Below are 17,349 nucleotides of genomic sequence, written 5' to 3'. Positions count from 1 at the left end.
TCGCTCAAGAGCAGCCAATGTCCGCGAACCCGCCGGTCAGCGCCGGCGAACTCCTCAAGCATCCGCCATTTCTATTCTTCCTGCTTTCGCGCAGCCTGTCGCGCTTCTCCAGCCAGATCGCCGCGGTCGCGATCGGCTGGCAGATCTACGACCTCACGGGAAGCGCCTTTGCACTGGGCATGGTCGGGCTGGTGCAATTCCTGCCGACCGCGCTTCTGGTATTCGTCGCGGGCCACGCAGCCGACCGTTTTGAGCGCAAGCGCGTCGTCCAGCTCTGCCAGCTCGCGGAAGCCGCGACCGCGCTCTATCTCGCCGCGAGCACATATCTGGGCGCCATCGGCGAGGCGCAGATCTTCGTCGCCACCTTCGCACTCGGTATCGCCGGTGCCTTCGAAAGTCCGACCACCGCGGCGCTGCTGCCGTTGATCGCGCCACAGGGCTCGCTCCAGCGGGCGACTGCGGTTGCCAGCGGCGCGGGGCAGGTCGCGACCATCACCGGACCGGCGCTCGGCGGCTTTGCCTATGCGGTCGCGCCGCACTTCGCCTATGCCGTGATGGTGGTGTTCTGGATTCTCGGCATGGTCCTGACCGGTTTCATCCAGCCGGGCCCGCAGGCGATCGCCAAGGACGCCGCGGACGACGACATCTACGCCGGCGTCCGTTTCATCCGATCCAATCCGGCGATCCTCGGCACCATTTCGCTCGATCTTTTCGCGGTGCTGTTCGGCGGCGTCACCGCGCTGTTGCCGATCTATGCCCGCGATATTCTCGAGGCTGGGCCTCTTGGTCTCGGCGTCCTGCGCGCCGCGCCTGCGGTCGGTGCGCTCTTGATGACCATGGTGCTGGCGCGTCACGCCATTTCACGTCACGTCGGCATCAGGATGTTTCAGGCGGTAATCGTGTTCGGCATCGGGACGGTGGTGTTCGCGCTGTCGCAGTGGATGTGGCTGTCGGTGCTGGCGCTCGCGGTGCTGGGAGCGGCCGACACGATCAGCGTCGTGATCCGTTTCTCGCTGGTGCAGCTCGCAACGCCAGACGAGATGCGTGGCCGCGTCGGGGCGGTCAACTTCCTCTTCATCAACGCCTCGAACCAGCTCGGCCAGTTCGAGAGCGGGCTCACCGCCGCGCTGTTCGGCGCCATGCCGGCCGCCGTGCTCGGCGGCATTGGCACCATCGCGGTCGCGCTGTTGTGGATGAAGCTGTTTCCGAGCCTGCGGAACGTGGAGCGGCTGGAGTGACTCGATACCGCTGTCTCTTCCGTCATTGCGAGGAGCGAAGCGACGAAGCAATCCAGACTGTTTCCCGCGGAGGGATTCTGGATTGCTTCGCTCGCAATGACGATTGCGGAGGCAGCTCACGGGTTTGAGCCACTTCACCCCGCTTGCCGACGACGGTCGGAGTCCCTTCGACACCTACTGTGCATCGGGTTGTTTTTTCAGTTTTTAGGCTACCCGCGTCCCACGAACGGCATCTTGGTTGCCATGACCGTCATGAACAGCACGTTGGCATCGAGCGGCAAGCCGGCCATGTAGGCGACGGCATCGCCGACCGCCTTCGCGTCCATGCGCGGCTCGTGCTTCATCGTGCCATCGGGCTGCATCACGCCGGGGCCGTCGACCATGCGCTCGGTCATCGGGGTCGCGGCATTGCCGATGTCGACCTGGCCGACGGCGATGTCATAGGCGCGGCCGTCGAGGTTGGAAGCCCTGGTGAGGCCCGTGATCGCGTGCTTGGTCGAGGTGTAGGCCGCCGAGAACGGCCGCGGCGCGTGTGCGGAGATCGAGCCGTTGTTGATGATGCGGCCGCCGCGCGGGTTCTGGTCCTTCATGATGCGGAAGGCGTGCTGGGTGCAGAGGAACGGTCCGGTGAGGTTGGTATTCACCACCGCCTGCCACTGCTCCAGGCTGAGATCCTCGAAGTTCACTGGAGGGGCGCCCATGCCGGCGTTGTTGAAGAGCACGTCCAGCCTGCCATAGGCATCCTTCACCTTGGCGAACAGCGCTGCGATCGAGCCCGGGTTGGTCATGTCGGCGGAGACGCTGAGACTTTTGCCGGCAGGGCCGAGCTTTGCGGTCTCCTCGAGCTTGTCGAGCCGGCGTCCCGCCAGCACCACGGTGAAGCCGGCGTTCATCAGCGCCAGTGCGGCTGCGCGTCCGACACCGGTGCCGGCGCCGGTCACCACTGCGATCTTTTTCGCTTCGCTCATCGTTTCCTGCCTTTTCTTCTCTGTCAGGTTTTGGGTTCTTTGTCGTTCTTGTAGGGCGGCCGCGGAATGTTCTGATGCGCGGCGCGCAACGCCGCCGACCAGCGCGAGCGCAGGTCGTGGAAATAGGGCTCGCCCGCCTCGATACGATGGTTGAGATCGGCGTCGCAGACATCCGTGCGTGCGACCAGAACGTCGATGGGAAGTCCCACGCCGAGGTTGGAACGCATGGTCGAGTCCATCGAGATCAGGCCGGTCTTCAGCGCTTCATAAAGCTCGACGTCGTAATGCATGGCGCGGTCGAGCACCGGCTTGCCGTATTTGTGCTCGCCGATCTGCAGGTAAGGCGTGTCGGTGGTGCATTCGATGAAGTTGCCGGCCGGGTAGACCATGAACAGCCGCATGCGCGAGCCCTTGATCTGGCCGCCGAACAGGAACGAGACGTCGAAATTGATGTCCTCGGCCTTGAGCGGCGCCGCCTCGGTCGAATGCACGGCCCGGATGGCGCGGCCAATGCGCTGCGCTGCCTGGAACATGGTCGGTGCGTTCATCAGCGTCTCAATGTCGCCGGTGTCGGGGTCCTCGAGACCCTCGGTGAGCGTCGACAGCACCGACTGGCTGATCGCGAGGTTGCCGGCGCTCGCAATCGCCATGATGCGCTCGCCGGGCTTGGAGAAGATGTGCAGCTTGCGGAAGGTCGAGACGTTGTCCAGCCCCGCATTGGTCCGGGTGTCGGCGATCATGACCAGACCTTCCCGAACCAGGATTCCGCAGCAATAGGTCATTTCAGTCCCCGAACGCGAACAAGTTGCGCAAGACTAGTAGCCAATTTCGCGGGGCCCTCCAACCCCATTTCCCCGAGCGCGGGCCCGGTGAAACCTTTCCTTGGCGGGCGCCGTACCAACCCATTAGAAGGCAAGGCGAGGGGACGAGGGAGGGGAAGATGAGAAAGCTGGTGATCGGCAGCCTGATCGCGGCTGCGCTGGCCGTGACGAGCCATGCGGCCATGGCCGGCCCGTGGGAAGACGGCATGGCCGCCTATAACCGCGGCGACTATGTGCCGGCGGTCCAGGTGTTCCGCGGCATGGCGAAGGCCGGCAATGCAAAGGCACAAGGCATGCTGGGCGCGATGTACCGGCGCGGGCAGGGTGTGGCGAAGAGCTCGGCGCACGCCTTCATGTGGCTCAGTCTTGCTGCCTCCCGCGGCGATGCCACGGCCAAGACGGAGCTCAAGACCGTCTCCGCGACGATGACGCCGGAAGACATGGCGCGCGCCAAAGAGATGATGCAGGCCTGCGAGGCGTCCGACTACAGGAATTGCGAGTATTAGACCTCGGCAATGACGGGGTCTTACCCCTGCCACTGCGATTGCGACTGTCCCGAACGTCCGGCCTGATCCACCTTCACCGCGACCGTCAGCGTCTCCGCGCCGCCGCCATAGCGGGTGCCGCGCACCGGCGCCGCGCCGAGATAGTCGAGCCCGATCGCGACGCGGACATGGGCATCGGTCGAGCAGATGCAGTTGGCGGGATCGAAACCGACCCAGCCGAGATCCGGCACGAAAGCCTCCGCCCAGGCATGGCCGGCGTCCTGATGGACAGTGCCGTCCGAGCGCAGGAAATGGCCGGAGACGAACCGTGCCGGCACGCCGGCGGTGCGGGCGCAGGCGATGAAGATGTGCGCGTAGTCCTGGCAGACGCCGCGCTTGAGCGTGAACGCCTCCACCGCCGAGGTGCCGCTGTTGGTCGGGTCCTCGTCGAACGTCATGTGCTCGCTGACCTCCGACATCAGCGCGTGCAGGAAGCCGAGCGTGTCGCTCTCGGCCTCGCTGCGCAATTGACGGGCAAAGCTTGCCATCGCCGGATTGACCGCCGTGAGCTCGGTCGAGCGCAAGAACAGCGCCGCCGGAAAGCGCTCGTCGGCGCCGCGCAGCACGCCGCCCGTGTCATGGGTCTCGATCAGGCCTTCGGCGCTGATCCTGATGTCGGCGACGGGACCGCAGGACAGCACATGAGTGACGTTGCCGAATGCGTCCTCGTGCATGTCGAGCTTGGTGTCGGTGGAGACGTCGATCTGCCATTCCGCCACATATTGCCCGTCATGGCTGCCGGGCGTCATGCGCAGGATCTGGATCACGCTCGTTGCCGCCGGCTCGTAGCGATAGGTCGTGGTGTGCTGGATTCGCAGGCGCATGATGGACCGGGTTTTCTTTGCATCGTCATTCCGGGGCGGCTCGAAGAGCCGAACCCGGAATCTCGAGATTCCGGGTTCGCGCTTCGCGCGCCCCGGAATGACAGCGTGTATCAGATCAAATACTGCTTCGTGACGATTTCGCCCAGCCTTGAATTGTCCGCGATGAATTCCTGAATGAATTCATGCACGCCGTGCTGGAAAATGTCGTTCATGTTGGAGTGTTCCAGCCGGTTGCGGATGCCGCGGGCGTGGCGCTGGGCCGGGCCCTGGCGGCCGTAGGCGACGCCGATCTGGTCGAGATTGCGTACCAGATTGCCGTAGCAGCTCGCCAGCGACCGCGGCAGCGTGTCGTTGAGGATGAGGAGATCGGCGATCAGCCAGGGTTTCAATGTCTCGCGATAGACCCAGTGATAGGCGGTGAGCGCCGACACCGAGCGCAGGATCGAGCTCCACTGATAGAAGTCAAGCGGGCCGCCGACGTGTTCTTCCTCCGGCAGCAGCACGTGGTATTTCACGTCGAGAATGCGCGCGGTGTTGTCGGCGCGTTCGAGATGAAGGCCGAGCCGCGAGAACCAATAGGCGTCGTTGCGCAGCATGGTCCGATAGGCCGAACCGTCGAAGCGGAGCGAGGTCTCCTGCACGAAGCGCAGGAACTTCGCCAGGTCTTCGCGCGTGGACGTCCCCTTGCTCCAGACGGCCTGGAGCTCGATCCAGGCCGAGTTGATGGTGTCCCACATCTCGCTGGTCAGTGCTGTGCGCACCGAGCGCGAGTTCAGCCGCGCCGCCTCGATGCAGTTCCTGATCGAGGACGGGTTGTCCGAAGAGAACGAGAGATATTCGATGACGTTGGTCTCGTTGGCTTCCTGATACTGTTGATAGAAGCTTGCGGCGACGCCGGCGGTCAGCAGCGCCGAGTCCCATTCGTTGGTCTTGCCGACATAGGTCGCCGGCAGGGCGGTGACGCGCAGCGTCGCATCGATGGTGCGCGCGAGATACTCGGCGCGCTCGACATAACGGGCGAGCCAGTAGAGGTTTTCGGCGGTACGCGACAGCATTCTCTCTACTCGTCCAGTATCCAGGTATCTTTGGTGCCGCCGCCCTGGCTCGAATTCACGACCAGAGAGCCTTCCTTCAGCGCCACGCGGGTCAGCCCGCCCGGCACGACGGTGGTGCGCTCGCTGCCCGTCAGCACGAAGGGCCGCAAGTCCACATGGCGCGGCGCAAGGCCGCTTGCGGTGCAGGTCGGGCAGGTCGACAGCGCCAGCGTCGGCTGCGCGATGAACCCTTCGGGCTCGCGCTTCAGCTTCTCGCGGAAGGCTTCGATGGTTGCCTTCGTCGCTGCGGGGCCGATCAGCATGCCGTAACCGCCGGAGCCGTGCACCTCCTTGACGACGAGCTCGCTCAAATTGTCGAGCACATAGGCGAGGTCTTTCGGCTCGCGGCAGCGCCAGGTCGGCACGTTCTTCAGGATCGGCTCCTCGCCGAGATAGAATTTCACGATGTCCGGCATGTAGGAGTAGATCGCCTTGTCGTCGGCGATGCCTGTGCCGACGGCGTTGGCTAGCGTGATGTTGCCGGCGGCATAGGCCGACATCAGCCCCGGCACGCCGAGTACGGAATCGGGACGGAAGGTGAGGGGATCGAGGAAGTCGTCGTCGACGCGGCGATAGATCACGTCGACCCGTTTCAACCCTTCCGTCGTGCGCATGAACACTTCGTTGTTCTTGACGATGAGATCTCTGCCCTCGACGAGCTCGATGCCGAGCTTGTCCGCGAGGAAAGAGTGCTCGTAATAGGCGGAGTTGTAGACGCCGGGCGTAAGCAGGGCGACCGTCGGCTCGGCCGAGGCGCTGAGCGGCGCGACCGAGCGCAAGGCCGCAAGCAACTCGTCCGGATAGCGCTCGACCGGCGCCACCTTGTGGCGGGCGAACAGGTCCGGAAACAGCCGCATCATGATCTCGCGGTTTTCCAGCATGTAGGACACGCCGGATGGCGTGCGCGCATTGTCCTCGAGCACGATGAAGTCGTTGGCGTCGACCCGGACGATGTCGATGCCGGCGATGTGCACGTAGACGTCGTGCGGCACCTGCTGGCCGTTCATCTCGGGCCGGAACACCGGGTTGTGGAAGATCAGGTCGTCGGGCACGACCCCGGCCCGCAGGATATCGCGGCCATGATAGATGTCGCGCAGGAACATGTTCAGCGCGCGCACGCGCTGCTTCAGGCCCCTCTCCAGGAGCGCCCATTCCTTGCCCGACATGATCCTGGGAATCACGTCGAAGGGAATTAGCCGCTCCGTTGACTCGGTATCCCCATAGACCGCGAAGGTGATGCCGATCCGGCGGAACAGCAGCTCCGCTTCCTGACGGCGATATTCGAGCGCCTCGGGAGGCGTCTCCTTGAGCCAGCGTGCCAGCTCCTGATAGGCGGGGCGCAGGTCCCCGCCGGGAATGTTCATTTCGTCAAACGCGACTGCCATAGATCCCGACTGTTTTCCGTGGCCATGCTTGCGAGAGTGCATGACTTACCCCGCTAGTAGCAAGGGCCGGGCCAGCGCGATAAGCACGGACTGTGGGCATTTGCTGGGGATGGCCGGAAAGGTGCCTGAAAAAATGGCTGAAGACTGCTTATTTCGGCAGCAAAACCGCGTGACTTCAAGGCGTTACCTCGGCAAAGTCGGCGCGACAGGTGAGGGACAGGTTTTATGAGCGAGATCGTCACGGCGGGCATTCTGGTCATTGGGGATGAGATCCTGTCCGGCCGGACCAAGGACAAGAATATCGGCTTCATCGCCGAATACCTGACCAACATCGGCATCGACCTGAAGGAGGTCCGTGTCGTCTCCGATGACGAGCCCGACATCATCGCCGCGTTGGATGCACTGCGGCATCGCTACACCTACGTCTTCACCACCGGCGGCATCGGGCCGACCCATGACGACATCACCGCCGACAGCGTGGCAAAGGCCTTCGGCGTCGGCATCGACCATCACCCCGAGGTGGTCGCACGCTTTCGCGAGCGCTGGAGCGAGCAGGACCTCAACGAGGCGCGCCTGCGCATGGCCCGCATCCCCGAAGGCGCCGAGCTGATCCAGAGTGCGACCATTCTCGCCCCCGGCTTCAAGATCGGCAACGTCATCGTGATGGCGGGCGTGCCGTCGATCATGCAGGCGATGATGGATATCGTTTCGCCCAAGCTGAAGTCGGGCGTGCGCATGCTCTCCGAGTCGGTCCGCGCCAATGCGCGGGAAGGCGACATTGGCGGCCCCTTGCGGACGATCGCCGGCGCCCATCCCGACACCATCATCGGCAGCTATCCGTTCATGGACGAGGAGCAGAAGCCGAATACCAACCTGGTGGTGCGCTCGCGCGATCCTGAGAAGCTGGCGGCGGCGATGGCGGCGGTGAAGGAAATGCTGGCGGGATTGAACATTAGCCGCTAGCAGAAGACGCTTGAGACGAATGGAGACGACGATGGGCCAGGCGCCGGAACTGAGTGCGCAGGAGCGGGCCGGCAAGGCCTTTCCGGTCTCATGGGACCAGTTTCACCGGGACTGCCGGGCTCTGACCTGGCGCCTCAACGAAGTGGGCCCGTTCCATGCGGTGATCGCGATCACCCGCGGCGGCCTGGTGCCGGCTGCGATCGTGGCGCGCGAGCTCGGGGTGCGCGTCATCGACACGGTCTGCATTGCCAGCTACGACCATGACAAGCAGGGTGATTTGCAGGTTCTCAAGGGCATTTCCGAAGCGGCGATGAAGCTCGGTGGCGGCACGGGCAAGGGTCTTCTGATCGTCGACGACCTCGTCGACACCGGCAAGACTGGCAAGCTCGTCCGCGAGATGCTGCCCGATGCGCATTTTGCTACGGTCTACGCCAAGCCCAAAGGACGTCCGCTGGTCGACACCTTCATTACGGAAGTCTCGCAGGACACCTGGATCTTCTTCCCCTGGGACACTGCACTGTCCTACCACCCGCCGCTCCGCGACGGCGCGGCGTAAGCAAGCAGGCTGATCGGCCATGGCTGGACACGCTCGGTTGGCATGGTTCGGCTTCGTCGTCACCTTCGCGGCGACGCTGCTCACGGCTGAGGCCCGATGCCAGGATCGCCAGGCCTCGGCTCTCGACCCTGCCGTGATCGAGGACATCGTGGTCGGCAGCCGCGTTCTCGCCGACCTCGGCGTGCTTGATGGTTTTGGCCATGTCAGCGCCCGTGATCCCAAGGATCCCAATCACTTCCTGATGTCGCGCTCGCTGGCGCCGGCGCTCGTCAGCGCCGGCGACATCATGGAGTTCGATCTCGACGGCAATGCCGTCGATGCCAAGGGGCGCGGCGTCTTCCTGGAGCGCTTCATCCACAGTGAGATCTACAAGGCCCGGCCGGACGTCATGGCGGTCGTGCATACGCACTCGCCTGGCGTGATCCCCTTTACGATCAGCCAGGTCGGCTTGCGCCCCGTCTTCCACAATGCGGCGTTCCTCGCCGCTGGCGCGCCGGTCTGGGATATCCGCAAAGAATTCGGCGAGACCAACATGCTGGTCAGCAATTCGGCCATCGGCAAGGGGCTGGCGCTCGCGCTCGCCGACAAGTCGGTGGTGCTGATGCGCGGCCATGGCGATGCCACCGTCGGCCCGTCGGTAAAAGTCGCGGTTTTCCGCGCCTACTACACCGACGTCAATGCGCGGCTGCAATCACAGGCGATCGCGCTTGGCGGCGAGGTGAATTATCTGACGGAAGCCGAGGGCGCCAAGGCTGATGCGATCAATCTGCAGGTTCTCGACCGTGTCTGGAACCTGTGGAAAATGCGCGTCACCACGGCGCCACCAAAATAGTGCCGCTGCAAAACCGCGTCACGCCGACGGGCGAGATCATCGCCACCCCGCATCGCGGCATGTTCACGGGCAACCGCGGCATCATCCACGACCCCGCGACGAAGACGCTGCTCAGGAAGCGCTGGTCGACGCCGGCCTGGCTGACCTGCACGTGCGAATTCCGCGGCCGTCGCCGCGAGGTGATGGCAACGCGGAGCTGGACCGAGCTGTTCTTCCTGGATGAGGCCACCGCGCTCGCTGCCGGACATCGTCCCTGCTTCTATTGCCGGCGAGACGACGCCAATCGCTTCCGGGCCGCATGGGAAAAAGGCAATCGCGTGCATGATGTCCGCATGCACGACATCGACGCGGTGCTGCACCACGAGCGGCTCGATCACGGTAAGAAACGACTGCACGCGCTGCTGATGCCGCTCGACCAGCTTCCCGTCGGTGCGATGGTGAGCCAAGGCGAGGAGAGCTTTCTGGTGACGCAGGGCAGGGTGCTCTTGTGGTCGCCGGCGGGGTATGTGGAGGCGAAGCGTGACCTCGACGAAGGAATGCTGCTTACACCTCCCTCGACGCTGCGGGCGATCAATGCCGGATATGAACCCGTGCTCCATCCCAGCGCAAAGTCTGTTCCCTCCCCCCTTGCGGGGGAGGGCTAGGGAGGGGGTAGCCGCGGGCGAGGTCAGCGCTTGTGGCACCCCCTTCCCCGCAAGGGGGAAGGGAGTTCGGGCAGTGTCCTCGCCTCACGCAGCTTCGTTGCCCGGGTCGTATCTCGGTCGCGCGACCGCTGCCGGCAGCGCGATGCTGAGCATCAACCCAGCCTCTCGCGCGCGAGCGCGGCGCCGGCGCCGAGTGCCATCAGCTTAGCTTCCGCGATCTCCCGCCGCATCGGTGCCATGCCGCAATTGGTGGTCGCGATGATGTTGCTCTTGGGTACGAATTTCGACACCGCGTCGATCACCTGCACGACGTCGTCGGCCGTCTCGACCGTGTCGCTGGCAACATCGATAACGCCGGCCTGCACGATCTTGCCCTTCAAAAGCGCGAGCAGATCGAGCGGCACCTTGGAATTGCGGCATTCGATTGCAACCTGCTGGATCGAGCTGGCATCGATCGCGGGAAAGATCTGCTCATACTGCCGCCATTGGTTGCCTAGCGTTTCTTTCCAGTCGGTGTTGGCCTTGATGCCGTAGCCGTAGCAGATGTGCACGGCGGTTGCGCAAGTGAGGCCCTCAGCGGCACGCTCCAGAGCCTTGATGCCCCAGTCGTTGACCTCGTCCATGTAGACGTTGAAGGCGGGCTCATCGAACTGGATGAGATCGACGCCGTCGGCCTGCAGCGCTCTGGCTTCCGCGTTCAGAAGATCGGCGAAGGCAAAGGCCATCTTCACGCGATCGCCGTAGTAGCGGTCGGCGATGGTGTCGATGATGGTCATCGGGCCGGGCAGGGTGAATTTCAGCTTCTTCCTGGTGTGCGTCCGCGCCACGCGCGCTTCGAAGTGATGGACGCGATCTTTGAGCTGCAACGGCGCGACCACCTGCGGCACCATCGCCTTGTAGCGATCCTTGCGGATTCCCATCTCGACCTTGTGTGCGAAGTCGATGCCCTCGATCTTCTCGAGAAAGCCGTGCACGAAATGCTGCCGCGCCTGCTCGCCCTCGGTGACGATGTCGATGCCGGCGTCTTCCTGGACCTTCAGCCAGATCAGCGTCGCGTCGCGCTTGGCGCGCAGGAGCTCGTCGTCCTTCGATTTCCAGGGCGCCCAGAGCATGTTCGGCTCGGCGAGCCATTCAGGTTTCGGCAAGGAGCCGGCGATGGTGGTTGGAAACAGCATGGCGCCCTCCGCATCTGATGTCATTGCGCACCTTCCTGCCATGTCTTAACGTCGAGGTACAGAACGACAAAAGTCGCCCTCTATTCCGGCGAACAGGAAACCCCATGATCGAGTTCTTCTTCGACTGCTCGAGCCCCTGGACCTATCTCGCCTTCCACAACATCCAGCCGCTGGCAAAGGAGCTCGGCGTCGAGGTGTCTTGGCGGCCGATCCTGGTCGGCGGCATCTTCAACAGCGTCAACCCCAGCGTCTACGCGCAGCGCGAGAAGCCGGTGCCGTTGAAGGCGCGCTACATGCTGAAGGACCTCAACGACTGGGCGCGCTCGGCTGGCCTGTCGATCAAGATGCCGCCGACGGTGTTTCCGGTGAACAGCGTGAAGGCGATGCGCGGTTGCATCTGGCTCGGCAAGGATATGGTGCCATTTGCAACCGCGGTGTTCGAAACCTATTGGGACGCCGACAAGGATATCTCGCAGGACGCCGTTCTCGCAGACATCTGCAAGAGGCTCGGCGTCGACGCGCAAAAATTCTTCGCCGGCATTTCCGAGCAGGCGATCAAGGACCAGCTCAAGGCCAACACGGAAGAGATCGTTGCGCGTGGTGGCTTCGGCTCACCTACGATCTTTCTCGACAAGACCGACATGTATTTCGGCAATGACCGGCTGCCTCTGATCCGCGAGGCGCTGCTTCGTCGCAAGGCGAGTGCGGCTTGATGGTGCGGGCTGTCGTTTGCCGCGAGCTTGGCCCGCCCGAAAGCTTGCGGCTCGAAACCTTCCCGTCGCGACCGCTCGGGGACGGCGAGGTGCGGGTTGCGATCCGCGCCGCCGGCCTCAACTTTCCGGATATTCTGATGGCGGCCGGCGAATATCAGCTCAAGCCCGAGTTGCCGTTCACGCCGGGCGTCGAGGCCGCGGGCGATGTGACCGAGGTTGCCGCTGCGGCGCGCGGCGTTGCGGTGGGCGACAGGGTCGTCGTGAAGATGCGCTACGGCGCCTATGCCGACGAAGCGGTTGTCGTCAGCTCACAGCTCGTACCGATGCCGTCGACGTTCGACTACGCGGAAGGTGCGACTTTTCTCGCCGGCCACGGCACCGCCTATCATGCGCTGATCGATCGCGGCAAGGTCGAGCCTGGCGAGGTGCTGCTTGTGCACGGCGCCGGCGGCGGTGTGGGGTTAGCAGCGGTCGAGCTCGGCAAGATGCTGGGCGCGACGGTGATTGCCTGCGCGTCATCGGACGAGAAGCTTGCGATTGCGAAGGAAAGGGGAGCTGATCACCTCGTGCTCTATGCGCGCGAGCCGTTCCGTGATGCCGTCAAGCGCATCACCGACGGTCGGGGCGCCGACGTGGTGTTCGATCCGGTCGGCGGCGAGGTCTTCGAGAACTCGATGCGATGCATCGCGTGGGGCGCGCGCCTCCTGGTGATCGGCTTCACCGGCGGCATCGGCTCGGCGAAGACAAATCTGCTGCTGATCAAGGGGGCGAGCGTGCTGGGTGTGCGCGCCGGTGAAGCGGTGCGGAAGAATCCGGCGCTGGGCGAGGTGCGCCTCAAGGCGCTGCTCGCATGGGCCGAGGCGGGCAAGCTGCGGCCCAACGTCTCCCATCGCCTGCCGCTGCAGGATTACGCGAAGGCGATGCGGCTGCTCATCGACCGCAAGGCGATCGGCCGCGTGGCGCTGGTGATGGATTGAGGCAGCGTGGGGTGGGCAAAGGCGCTCTGGCGCCGTGCCCACCATCTCTCAACGATTTCGACAGAAGCGGTGGGCACGCGTTGCTTTGCCCATCCTACGATCCCGAACTACGCTCACGAACGCGTCGGGAAGCATCCGTTTTGCAGGAAGGCGATGGTGGCAGCGATCGCCTCCTCATTTCGTATCAGCCACGGATGCGAGGCGTGCACCACCATGTGGTCCGCCATGCCGTCGACCGTGGTGTTCGAGACCGCGACGCGCCCGTCGTGGGGGCGCGGCAGCAAGGCGCCGGCCACTGGATAGATCGAGCGGTCACCGGCGATAATACCGAGCGGATAGTCGATTGGCGGCAGCAGGGCCGCAGTCGCGACGTCGCGATGGGTGCCGAGCTGCTGTCCGGCCGGACCGAGGAACGCGCGGTAGGGGAAGGAGCCCATCAGGCGATCGGCGATCTCGCTGCCGCCATTGGGCGTTCCCAGCATCACGACGCGCCCGAGGTTTTGCATCCGGTGCCGCGCAAGATAGGCGCGCGCCACAAGGCCGCCCATGGAGTGGCAGACGAAATGCACGGAGCCGCCGACTGCGCCGGCAAACGAAACGATCGCGGGATGAATGTCGTCCGCGAGCTCTTGAAGCGCCCTGCGACGGCTGGCGTAGTCGAGGTTGAGCGTTGCGTAGCCGGCGCGTTCGATCGCCATTTCCATTTTGCGAAATGAGCGCGCCGTCCGGCTGATCCCGTGCAGGAGGACGACGCCGTCTTGCGGCATCGTCGGCTCCAGCCTCACTTGTACTCGCGCTCCGTCCACCACGGAAAATAGTCCGGCATGTCGCTCGACACCTTGTTCTTGAACTGCGCGGGACGCTTCTCCAGGAACGACATGACGCCTTCCTTGACGTCGTCGGAGCGGCCGCGGGTATAGATGCCGCGGCTGTCGACCTTGTGCGCTTCCATCGGATCGTCGGCGCCCATCATGCGCCACATCATCTGCCGGATCAGCGCGATCGACACCGGCGCGGTCTTGGCCGCGATCTCCTTTGCCAGCGCACGCGCGGTCGGCAGGAGGTCATCCGGTGGCACCACTTTACTCACCAGCCGCCCGGCCAGTGCCTCCTGCGCCGGGAAGACGCGGCCGGTGTAGCACCATTCGAGCGCCTGCGAGATGCCGACGAGGCGCGGCAGGAACCAGCTCGACGCAGCCTCCGGCACGATGCCGCGCTGGGAGAATACGAAGCCGAAGCGCGCCGCCTCCGAGGCAATGCGGATGTCCATCGCAAGCTGCATCGTGACGCCGATGCCGACCGCTGGCCCGTTCACCGCGGCAATCACCGGCTTCAGGCTCTTGAAGATGCGCAGCGTCACCTGGCCGCCGCCATCGCGCGCCTGCGGATCGCTGTAGTCGACCTGGCCGCTCGCGAGCCGCTTCACGGGACCGCGCCGCGCGTCGCGGTCGAAGGTGTCGGCGCCGGAGGAGAGATCGGCACCGGCGCAGAAGGCGCGGCCTTCGCCGGTGACGATGATGGCGCGGATGTTGTCGTCCCTGTCGGCCGCGTCGAACGCCTCGATCAGCTCCGCCTGCATTTTCGCGTTGAATGCGTTGAGCTTCTCCGGCCTGTTCAGCGTGATGGTCAGGATCTCGTCGGCGACCTCGTATTTGATCGTCTCATACGCCATGGTGGTTTCCTTCCCTTTGGACTTCTTGAATCAATTCTGTCATTGCCGGGCTTGACCCGGCAATCCATCTTTCGAGAAGGATGGATGCGGGGGGGCGAGCCCGCGCATGACAATTTGTGCTGCGTCGCTATTTCGCCGGCGGCGACGGCCAGGGCCTTTGAGCACCGCGCAGGCCCTCGAATGCCTTGGCCAGGCCAAGCACGCCGATGTCGTCGAAGCGGCGGCCGACGATCTGCACGCCGATCGGAAAACCCTTGGCGTCGAAGCCGCCATTGATGGAAATTGCCGGATTCTCCGACATATTCCACGGCACGGTATAGCAGATGTGCTCGAACGGCTTCATGGGATCGTTGGTGGGCGAGGCGAGCTCCGCTGGGAAATTCACGTTCGGCGCGGTCGGCGAGATCACATAGTCTAGCTCGCAGAACAGCTTTGCCGCGGCCGTGCGGATCGCCATGGTCTGGTTGAAGCCGTGGATCACCTCGACGCCGGAGAGCCTCGCGCCGGACTCGCCCCATTTGAAGATGTAGGGCAGCACCTTGGCTTGCTCGGCAGGTGCGAGCTTCGAAAGATCGTCCCACATCCGCGCACGCCAGAAATTGTCGAGGCCATCGAGCATCTCGCGCGTCAAGATGCCGTCGACCTCGGTGACGACGGCGCCGGCGGATTCGAACGCCTTGGCGGCTTTCACCGCGACGTCTCGCACCGGCTTTTCCAATGGCAGGCCGACGCCGAGATCGAGCATCAGCCCGATGCGCAGTTTTCGCGCCGATTTTTCCAGAGTCTTCCAGTTGATTGTGTCGGTGGGCAGGCTCATGCCGTCGCGGCGGTCCGGCTTTGCGATCACGCTCATCATCAGCGCGCAATCGTCGACGGTGCGGGTCATCGGCCCTGCGACACGGCCGACATATGCCGGATCGATCGGCACGCGGCCGAAGCTCGGCTTCAATCCAACGAGGCCGCACCAGCCGGCCGGCAGCCGCACCGAGCCGCCGATATCGGTGCCGAGATGCAGGGGACCGTAACCGGCCGCGGCAGCGGCGCCGGCACCCGCACTCGAGCCGCCGGGATTTTTCGAAAGGTCCCAGGGGTTGCGCGCCAGCGCGTGGAAGCTGGAAAGTCCCGACGACAGCATGCCGTAATCCGGCATGGTGGTCTTGGCGAAGATGATCGCACCGGCTTCGCGCAGGCGCGCAGCCGGCGGGGCATCCTTCGCCGCCGGCACGAGCTTCACGCTCGCCGCGCCCAGCGGCACCGGCACGCCCTTGGTCGCGATGTTGTCCTTTACCGTGACCGGCACGCCGTCGAGCGGACCGGACGGCTCGCCGCCGGACCAGCGCGCGGTCGAGGCCTTTGCGGCCTCGCGCGCGCCGTCGGGATCGAAGGCGTAGAGCGCCTTGAGGTGCGGCTCCCACGTTGCAATATGCGCGATCAAATCGTCGAGGACCTCGCTCGGCGAGAACTGCCTGGCCTTGTAGCCCGCGATCAGATCGACCGCGGACAGATCGTGCAGCGAGGTGACCTTCTCGTCGGCGCGGTGCTTATGCATGGCCGCCGACCGGCATGCGGGTCTCGATGATGCGGGCGAACATGCTGGCGCCGATCGGCAGGATCTTGTCGTCGAGCACGAAGCCGGGGTTGTGCACCGGCACGGAGCCGTCATGGCCGACCCAGAAATAGGCGCCAGGGATGGTCTGCAGCATGTCGGCGAAATCCTCGCTGCCCATCTTCGGCTGGGTGCGCGTGATCACCTTGGCGGGGTCGACGACGGTGCGCGCGACCTCTTCGACGACCTTGGACTGCTCGACCTGGTTGACCAGGACGCCGAAGGTGTCGCGAATGTCGACATCGATCTCGCATTGATAGGCAGCCGCGATGCCGGCGCAGATCGTGCGGATGCGTTCGCTGATCAGGATGCGGACGTCATTCGAGAAGGTGCGGATGGTGCCGCAAAGATGCGCCTCGCCGGGGATGACGTTGTAGGCCGACCCCGCATGGATCTGGGTGATGGACACCACCGCGGCCTGGAGCGGCTCGACGTTGCGGCTGACGACGGTCTGGATCGCCTGCGCCAGCGTGGTTGCGATGATCACAGCGTCCTTTGAGCGCTCGGGCATCGCACCATGTGCACCATAGCCAGTGATGCGAAGATCGAAGAAGTCGGCGCTGGCCATGGCCGGACCCGGCAGGATCGCAATCTCGCCGTGGTTGAGGTCGGGCGCGTTGTGCAGGCCGTAGAGCTCGTCGCAGGGAAATTTCTCGAACAGCCCGTCCTTGATCATGGCGCGCGCGCCGCCGAGGCCTTCCTCGGCCGGCTGGAAGATCAGATGCACGGTGCCGTCGAAGTTCCTGGTCTCGGCGAGATAGCGCGCGGTGCCGAGCAGCATGGTGGTGTGACCGTCATGGCCGCAGCCGTGGAAGCGGCCGGGAATGGTGGAGCGCCATTTCAGATTGGTGTTCTCTTCCATCGGCAGCGCGTCCATATCCGCGCGAAGGCCAATGCGTTTGTTGCCGGTGCCCTTGCCCCTGATGACGCCGATGACGCCGGTGCCGCCAAGGCCGCGATGCACCTCGATGCCCCAGCTCTTCAGCTTGTCTGCGACGATGCCGGAGGTGCGGACCTCCTCGAAGCCGATCTCGGGATGGGCGTGCAGGTCGCGGCGGATGGCGGTGAGTTCGTCGGCATAGCCGTCGATGCGGTCGATGGTGGGCATCTTGTCCTTGATTTCTTGGCGTGACGGAGGTGTGAAAACCGCCCATTCGGTTTGATGCGGATGCGAGCGACGTTACGCACCTTTGCGGCAAGAGCAAGCAAGCGAGGCCATCGCACTGCGCATGGCCTCAAGCTGTTTTGGGAATGTGTGCGACGCGTCGCTTTTATTGGGGCCGACAAGCAGCCACATCTTCAGTGTCGTCCCGGCGAAGGCCGGGTCCTGGCTTTC

Annotated in this window: 18 protein-coding genes; 8 read left to right on the top strand and 10 right to left on the bottom strand. The window is 64.4% G+C overall.

What is annotated here, in order from left to right; all coding sequences use genetic code 11:
- Positions 1 to 17: 17 nt before the first annotated feature.
- Positions 18 to 1,238 carry an MFS transporter gene (locus tag ACV1FX_RS19050; RefSeq protein ID WP_473119089.1) on the top strand — a complete coding sequence of 407 codons (1,221 nt, stop codon included), beginning with the start codon at positions 18 to 20 and terminating at the stop codon, positions 1,236 to 1,238.
- A 209-nt stretch (positions 1,239 to 1,447) separates the two neighbouring features.
- Here ACV1FX_RS19050 and ACV1FX_RS19045 read toward each other — a convergent pair whose 3' ends face one another.
- Both ACV1FX_RS19045 and ACV1FX_RS19040 read right to left on the bottom strand, forming a co-directional pair.
- The gene (locus tag ACV1FX_RS19045; RefSeq protein WP_473119088.1) at positions 1,448 to 2,206 is read right to left on the bottom strand and encodes an SDR family oxidoreductase; all 759 of its coding nucleotides are present in this window, start codon (positions 2,204 to 2,206) and stop codon (positions 1,448 to 1,450) included.
- A gap of 23 nt (positions 2,207 to 2,229) precedes the next feature.
- Positions 2,230 to 2,988 carry a proteasome-type protease gene (locus ACV1FX_RS19040; protein WP_473119087.1) on the bottom strand — a complete coding sequence of 253 codons (759 nt, stop codon included), beginning with the start codon at positions 2,986 to 2,988 and terminating at the stop codon, positions 2,230 to 2,232.
- A 158-nt stretch (positions 2,989 to 3,146) separates the two neighbouring features.
- Here ACV1FX_RS19040 and ACV1FX_RS19035 point away from each other — a divergent pair, with 158 nt between their 5' ends.
- Positions 3,147 to 3,533 carry a hypothetical protein gene (locus ACV1FX_RS19035; RefSeq protein ID WP_473119086.1) on the top strand — a complete coding sequence of 129 codons (387 nt, stop codon included), beginning with the start codon at positions 3,147 to 3,149 and terminating at the stop codon, positions 3,531 to 3,533.
- A gap of 20 nt (positions 3,534 to 3,553) precedes the next feature.
- Here ACV1FX_RS19035 and ACV1FX_RS19030 read toward each other — a convergent pair whose 3' ends face one another.
- The 3 genes from ACV1FX_RS19030 to ACV1FX_RS19020 form a co-directional block, all read right to left on the bottom strand.
- The gene (locus tag ACV1FX_RS19030; RefSeq protein WP_473119085.1) at positions 3,554 to 4,396 is read right to left on the bottom strand and encodes a transglutaminase family protein; all 843 of its coding nucleotides are present in this window, start codon (positions 4,394 to 4,396) and stop codon (positions 3,554 to 3,556) included.
- 110 nt (positions 4,397 to 4,506) lie between these two features.
- The gene (locus tag ACV1FX_RS19025; protein WP_473119084.1) at positions 4,507 to 5,451 is read right to left on the bottom strand and encodes an alpha-E domain-containing protein; all 945 of its coding nucleotides are present in this window, start codon (positions 5,449 to 5,451) and stop codon (positions 4,507 to 4,509) included.
- Positions 5,452 to 5,456: 5 nt separating this feature from the next.
- Complete coding sequence (locus ACV1FX_RS19020) at positions 5,457 to 6,875, bottom strand: circularly permuted type 2 ATP-grasp protein (RefSeq protein ID WP_473119083.1); 1,419 nt, start codon at positions 6,873 to 6,875, stop codon at positions 5,457 to 5,459.
- 225 nt (positions 6,876 to 7,100) lie between these two features.
- On the opposite strand from ACV1FX_RS19020, the gene ACV1FX_RS19015 reads away from it, so the two are divergent.
- From ACV1FX_RS19015 to ACV1FX_RS19000, 4 genes are read left to right on the top strand one after another with little or no spacing between them, the layout of a single operon-like run.
- The gene (locus tag ACV1FX_RS19015) at positions 7,101 to 7,838 is read left to right on the top strand and encodes a competence/damage-inducible protein A (RefSeq protein ID WP_473119082.1); all 738 of its coding nucleotides are present in this window, start codon (positions 7,101 to 7,103) and stop codon (positions 7,836 to 7,838) included.
- Between the two features lie 31 nt (positions 7,839 to 7,869).
- On the top strand, positions 7,870 to 8,394 hold the full coding sequence (gene gpt / locus ACV1FX_RS19010; protein ID WP_473119081.1) for a xanthine phosphoribosyltransferase: 525 nt from the start codon (positions 7,870 to 7,872) through the stop codon (positions 8,392 to 8,394).
- Positions 8,395 to 8,413: 19 nt separating this feature from the next.
- Positions 8,414 to 9,226: a class II aldolase/adducin family protein gene (locus tag ACV1FX_RS19005; protein ID WP_473119080.1), complete on the top strand. Its 813-nt coding sequence runs from the start codon at positions 8,414 to 8,416 to the stop codon at positions 9,224 to 9,226.
- Positions 9,226 to 9,870 (top strand): hypothetical protein, encoded by a 645-nt coding sequence (locus ACV1FX_RS19000; protein WP_473119079.1) that lies wholly within the window; start codon positions 9,226 to 9,228, stop codon positions 9,868 to 9,870. Before ACV1FX_RS19005 ends, ACV1FX_RS19000 begins: the two co-directional genes overlap by 1 nt.
- 152 nt (positions 9,871 to 10,022) lie before the next feature.
- Here ACV1FX_RS19000 and ACV1FX_RS18995 read toward each other — a convergent pair whose 3' ends face one another.
- Positions 10,023 to 11,045 carry a methionine synthase gene (locus ACV1FX_RS18995; RefSeq protein WP_473119241.1) on the bottom strand — a complete coding sequence of 341 codons (1,023 nt, stop codon included), beginning with the start codon at positions 11,043 to 11,045 and terminating at the stop codon, positions 10,023 to 10,025.
- A gap of 104 nt (positions 11,046 to 11,149) precedes the next feature.
- Here ACV1FX_RS18995 and ACV1FX_RS18990 point away from each other — a divergent pair, with 104 nt between their 5' ends.
- Entirely contained in the window at positions 11,150 to 11,758 is a 609-nt protein-coding gene (locus tag ACV1FX_RS18990) for a DsbA family protein (protein WP_473119078.1), read from the top strand.
- Positions 11,758 to 12,735 (top strand): NADPH:quinone oxidoreductase family protein, encoded by a 978-nt coding sequence (locus ACV1FX_RS18985; RefSeq protein WP_473119077.1) that lies wholly within the window; start codon positions 11,758 to 11,760, stop codon positions 12,733 to 12,735. Before ACV1FX_RS18990 ends, ACV1FX_RS18985 begins: the two co-directional genes overlap by 1 nt.
- 113 nt (positions 12,736 to 12,848) lie before the next feature.
- On the opposite strand, the gene ACV1FX_RS18980 is transcribed toward ACV1FX_RS18985, so the two are convergent.
- From ACV1FX_RS18980 to ACV1FX_RS18965, 4 genes are all read right to left on the bottom strand, one after another.
- Entirely contained in the window at positions 12,849 to 13,502 is a 654-nt protein-coding gene (locus tag ACV1FX_RS18980) for an alpha/beta fold hydrolase (protein ID WP_473119076.1), read from the bottom strand.
- A 14-nt stretch (positions 13,503 to 13,516) separates the two neighbouring features.
- The gene (locus tag ACV1FX_RS18975; protein ID WP_473119075.1) at positions 13,517 to 14,407 is read right to left on the bottom strand and encodes a crotonase/enoyl-CoA hydratase family protein; all 891 of its coding nucleotides are present in this window, start codon (positions 14,405 to 14,407) and stop codon (positions 13,517 to 13,519) included.
- A gap of 127 nt (positions 14,408 to 14,534) precedes the next feature.
- On the bottom strand, positions 14,535 to 15,956 hold the full coding sequence (locus tag ACV1FX_RS18970; protein ID WP_473119074.1) for an amidase: 1,422 nt from the start codon (positions 15,954 to 15,956) through the stop codon (positions 14,535 to 14,537).
- A complete protein-coding gene (locus ACV1FX_RS18965; RefSeq protein ID WP_473119073.1) occupies positions 15,949 to 17,121 on the bottom strand; it encodes a M20 aminoacylase family protein in 1,173 nt (390 codons plus the stop codon). Before ACV1FX_RS18965 ends, ACV1FX_RS18970 begins: the two co-directional genes overlap by 8 nt.
- Between the last annotated feature and the right edge of the window lie 228 nt (positions 17,122 to 17,349).

This window comes from Bradyrhizobium ingae, from assembly GCF_055791185.1.
Note: the sequence above shows the minus strand (reverse complement) of the source record. Positions and strands in the feature narration are given on the sequence as shown.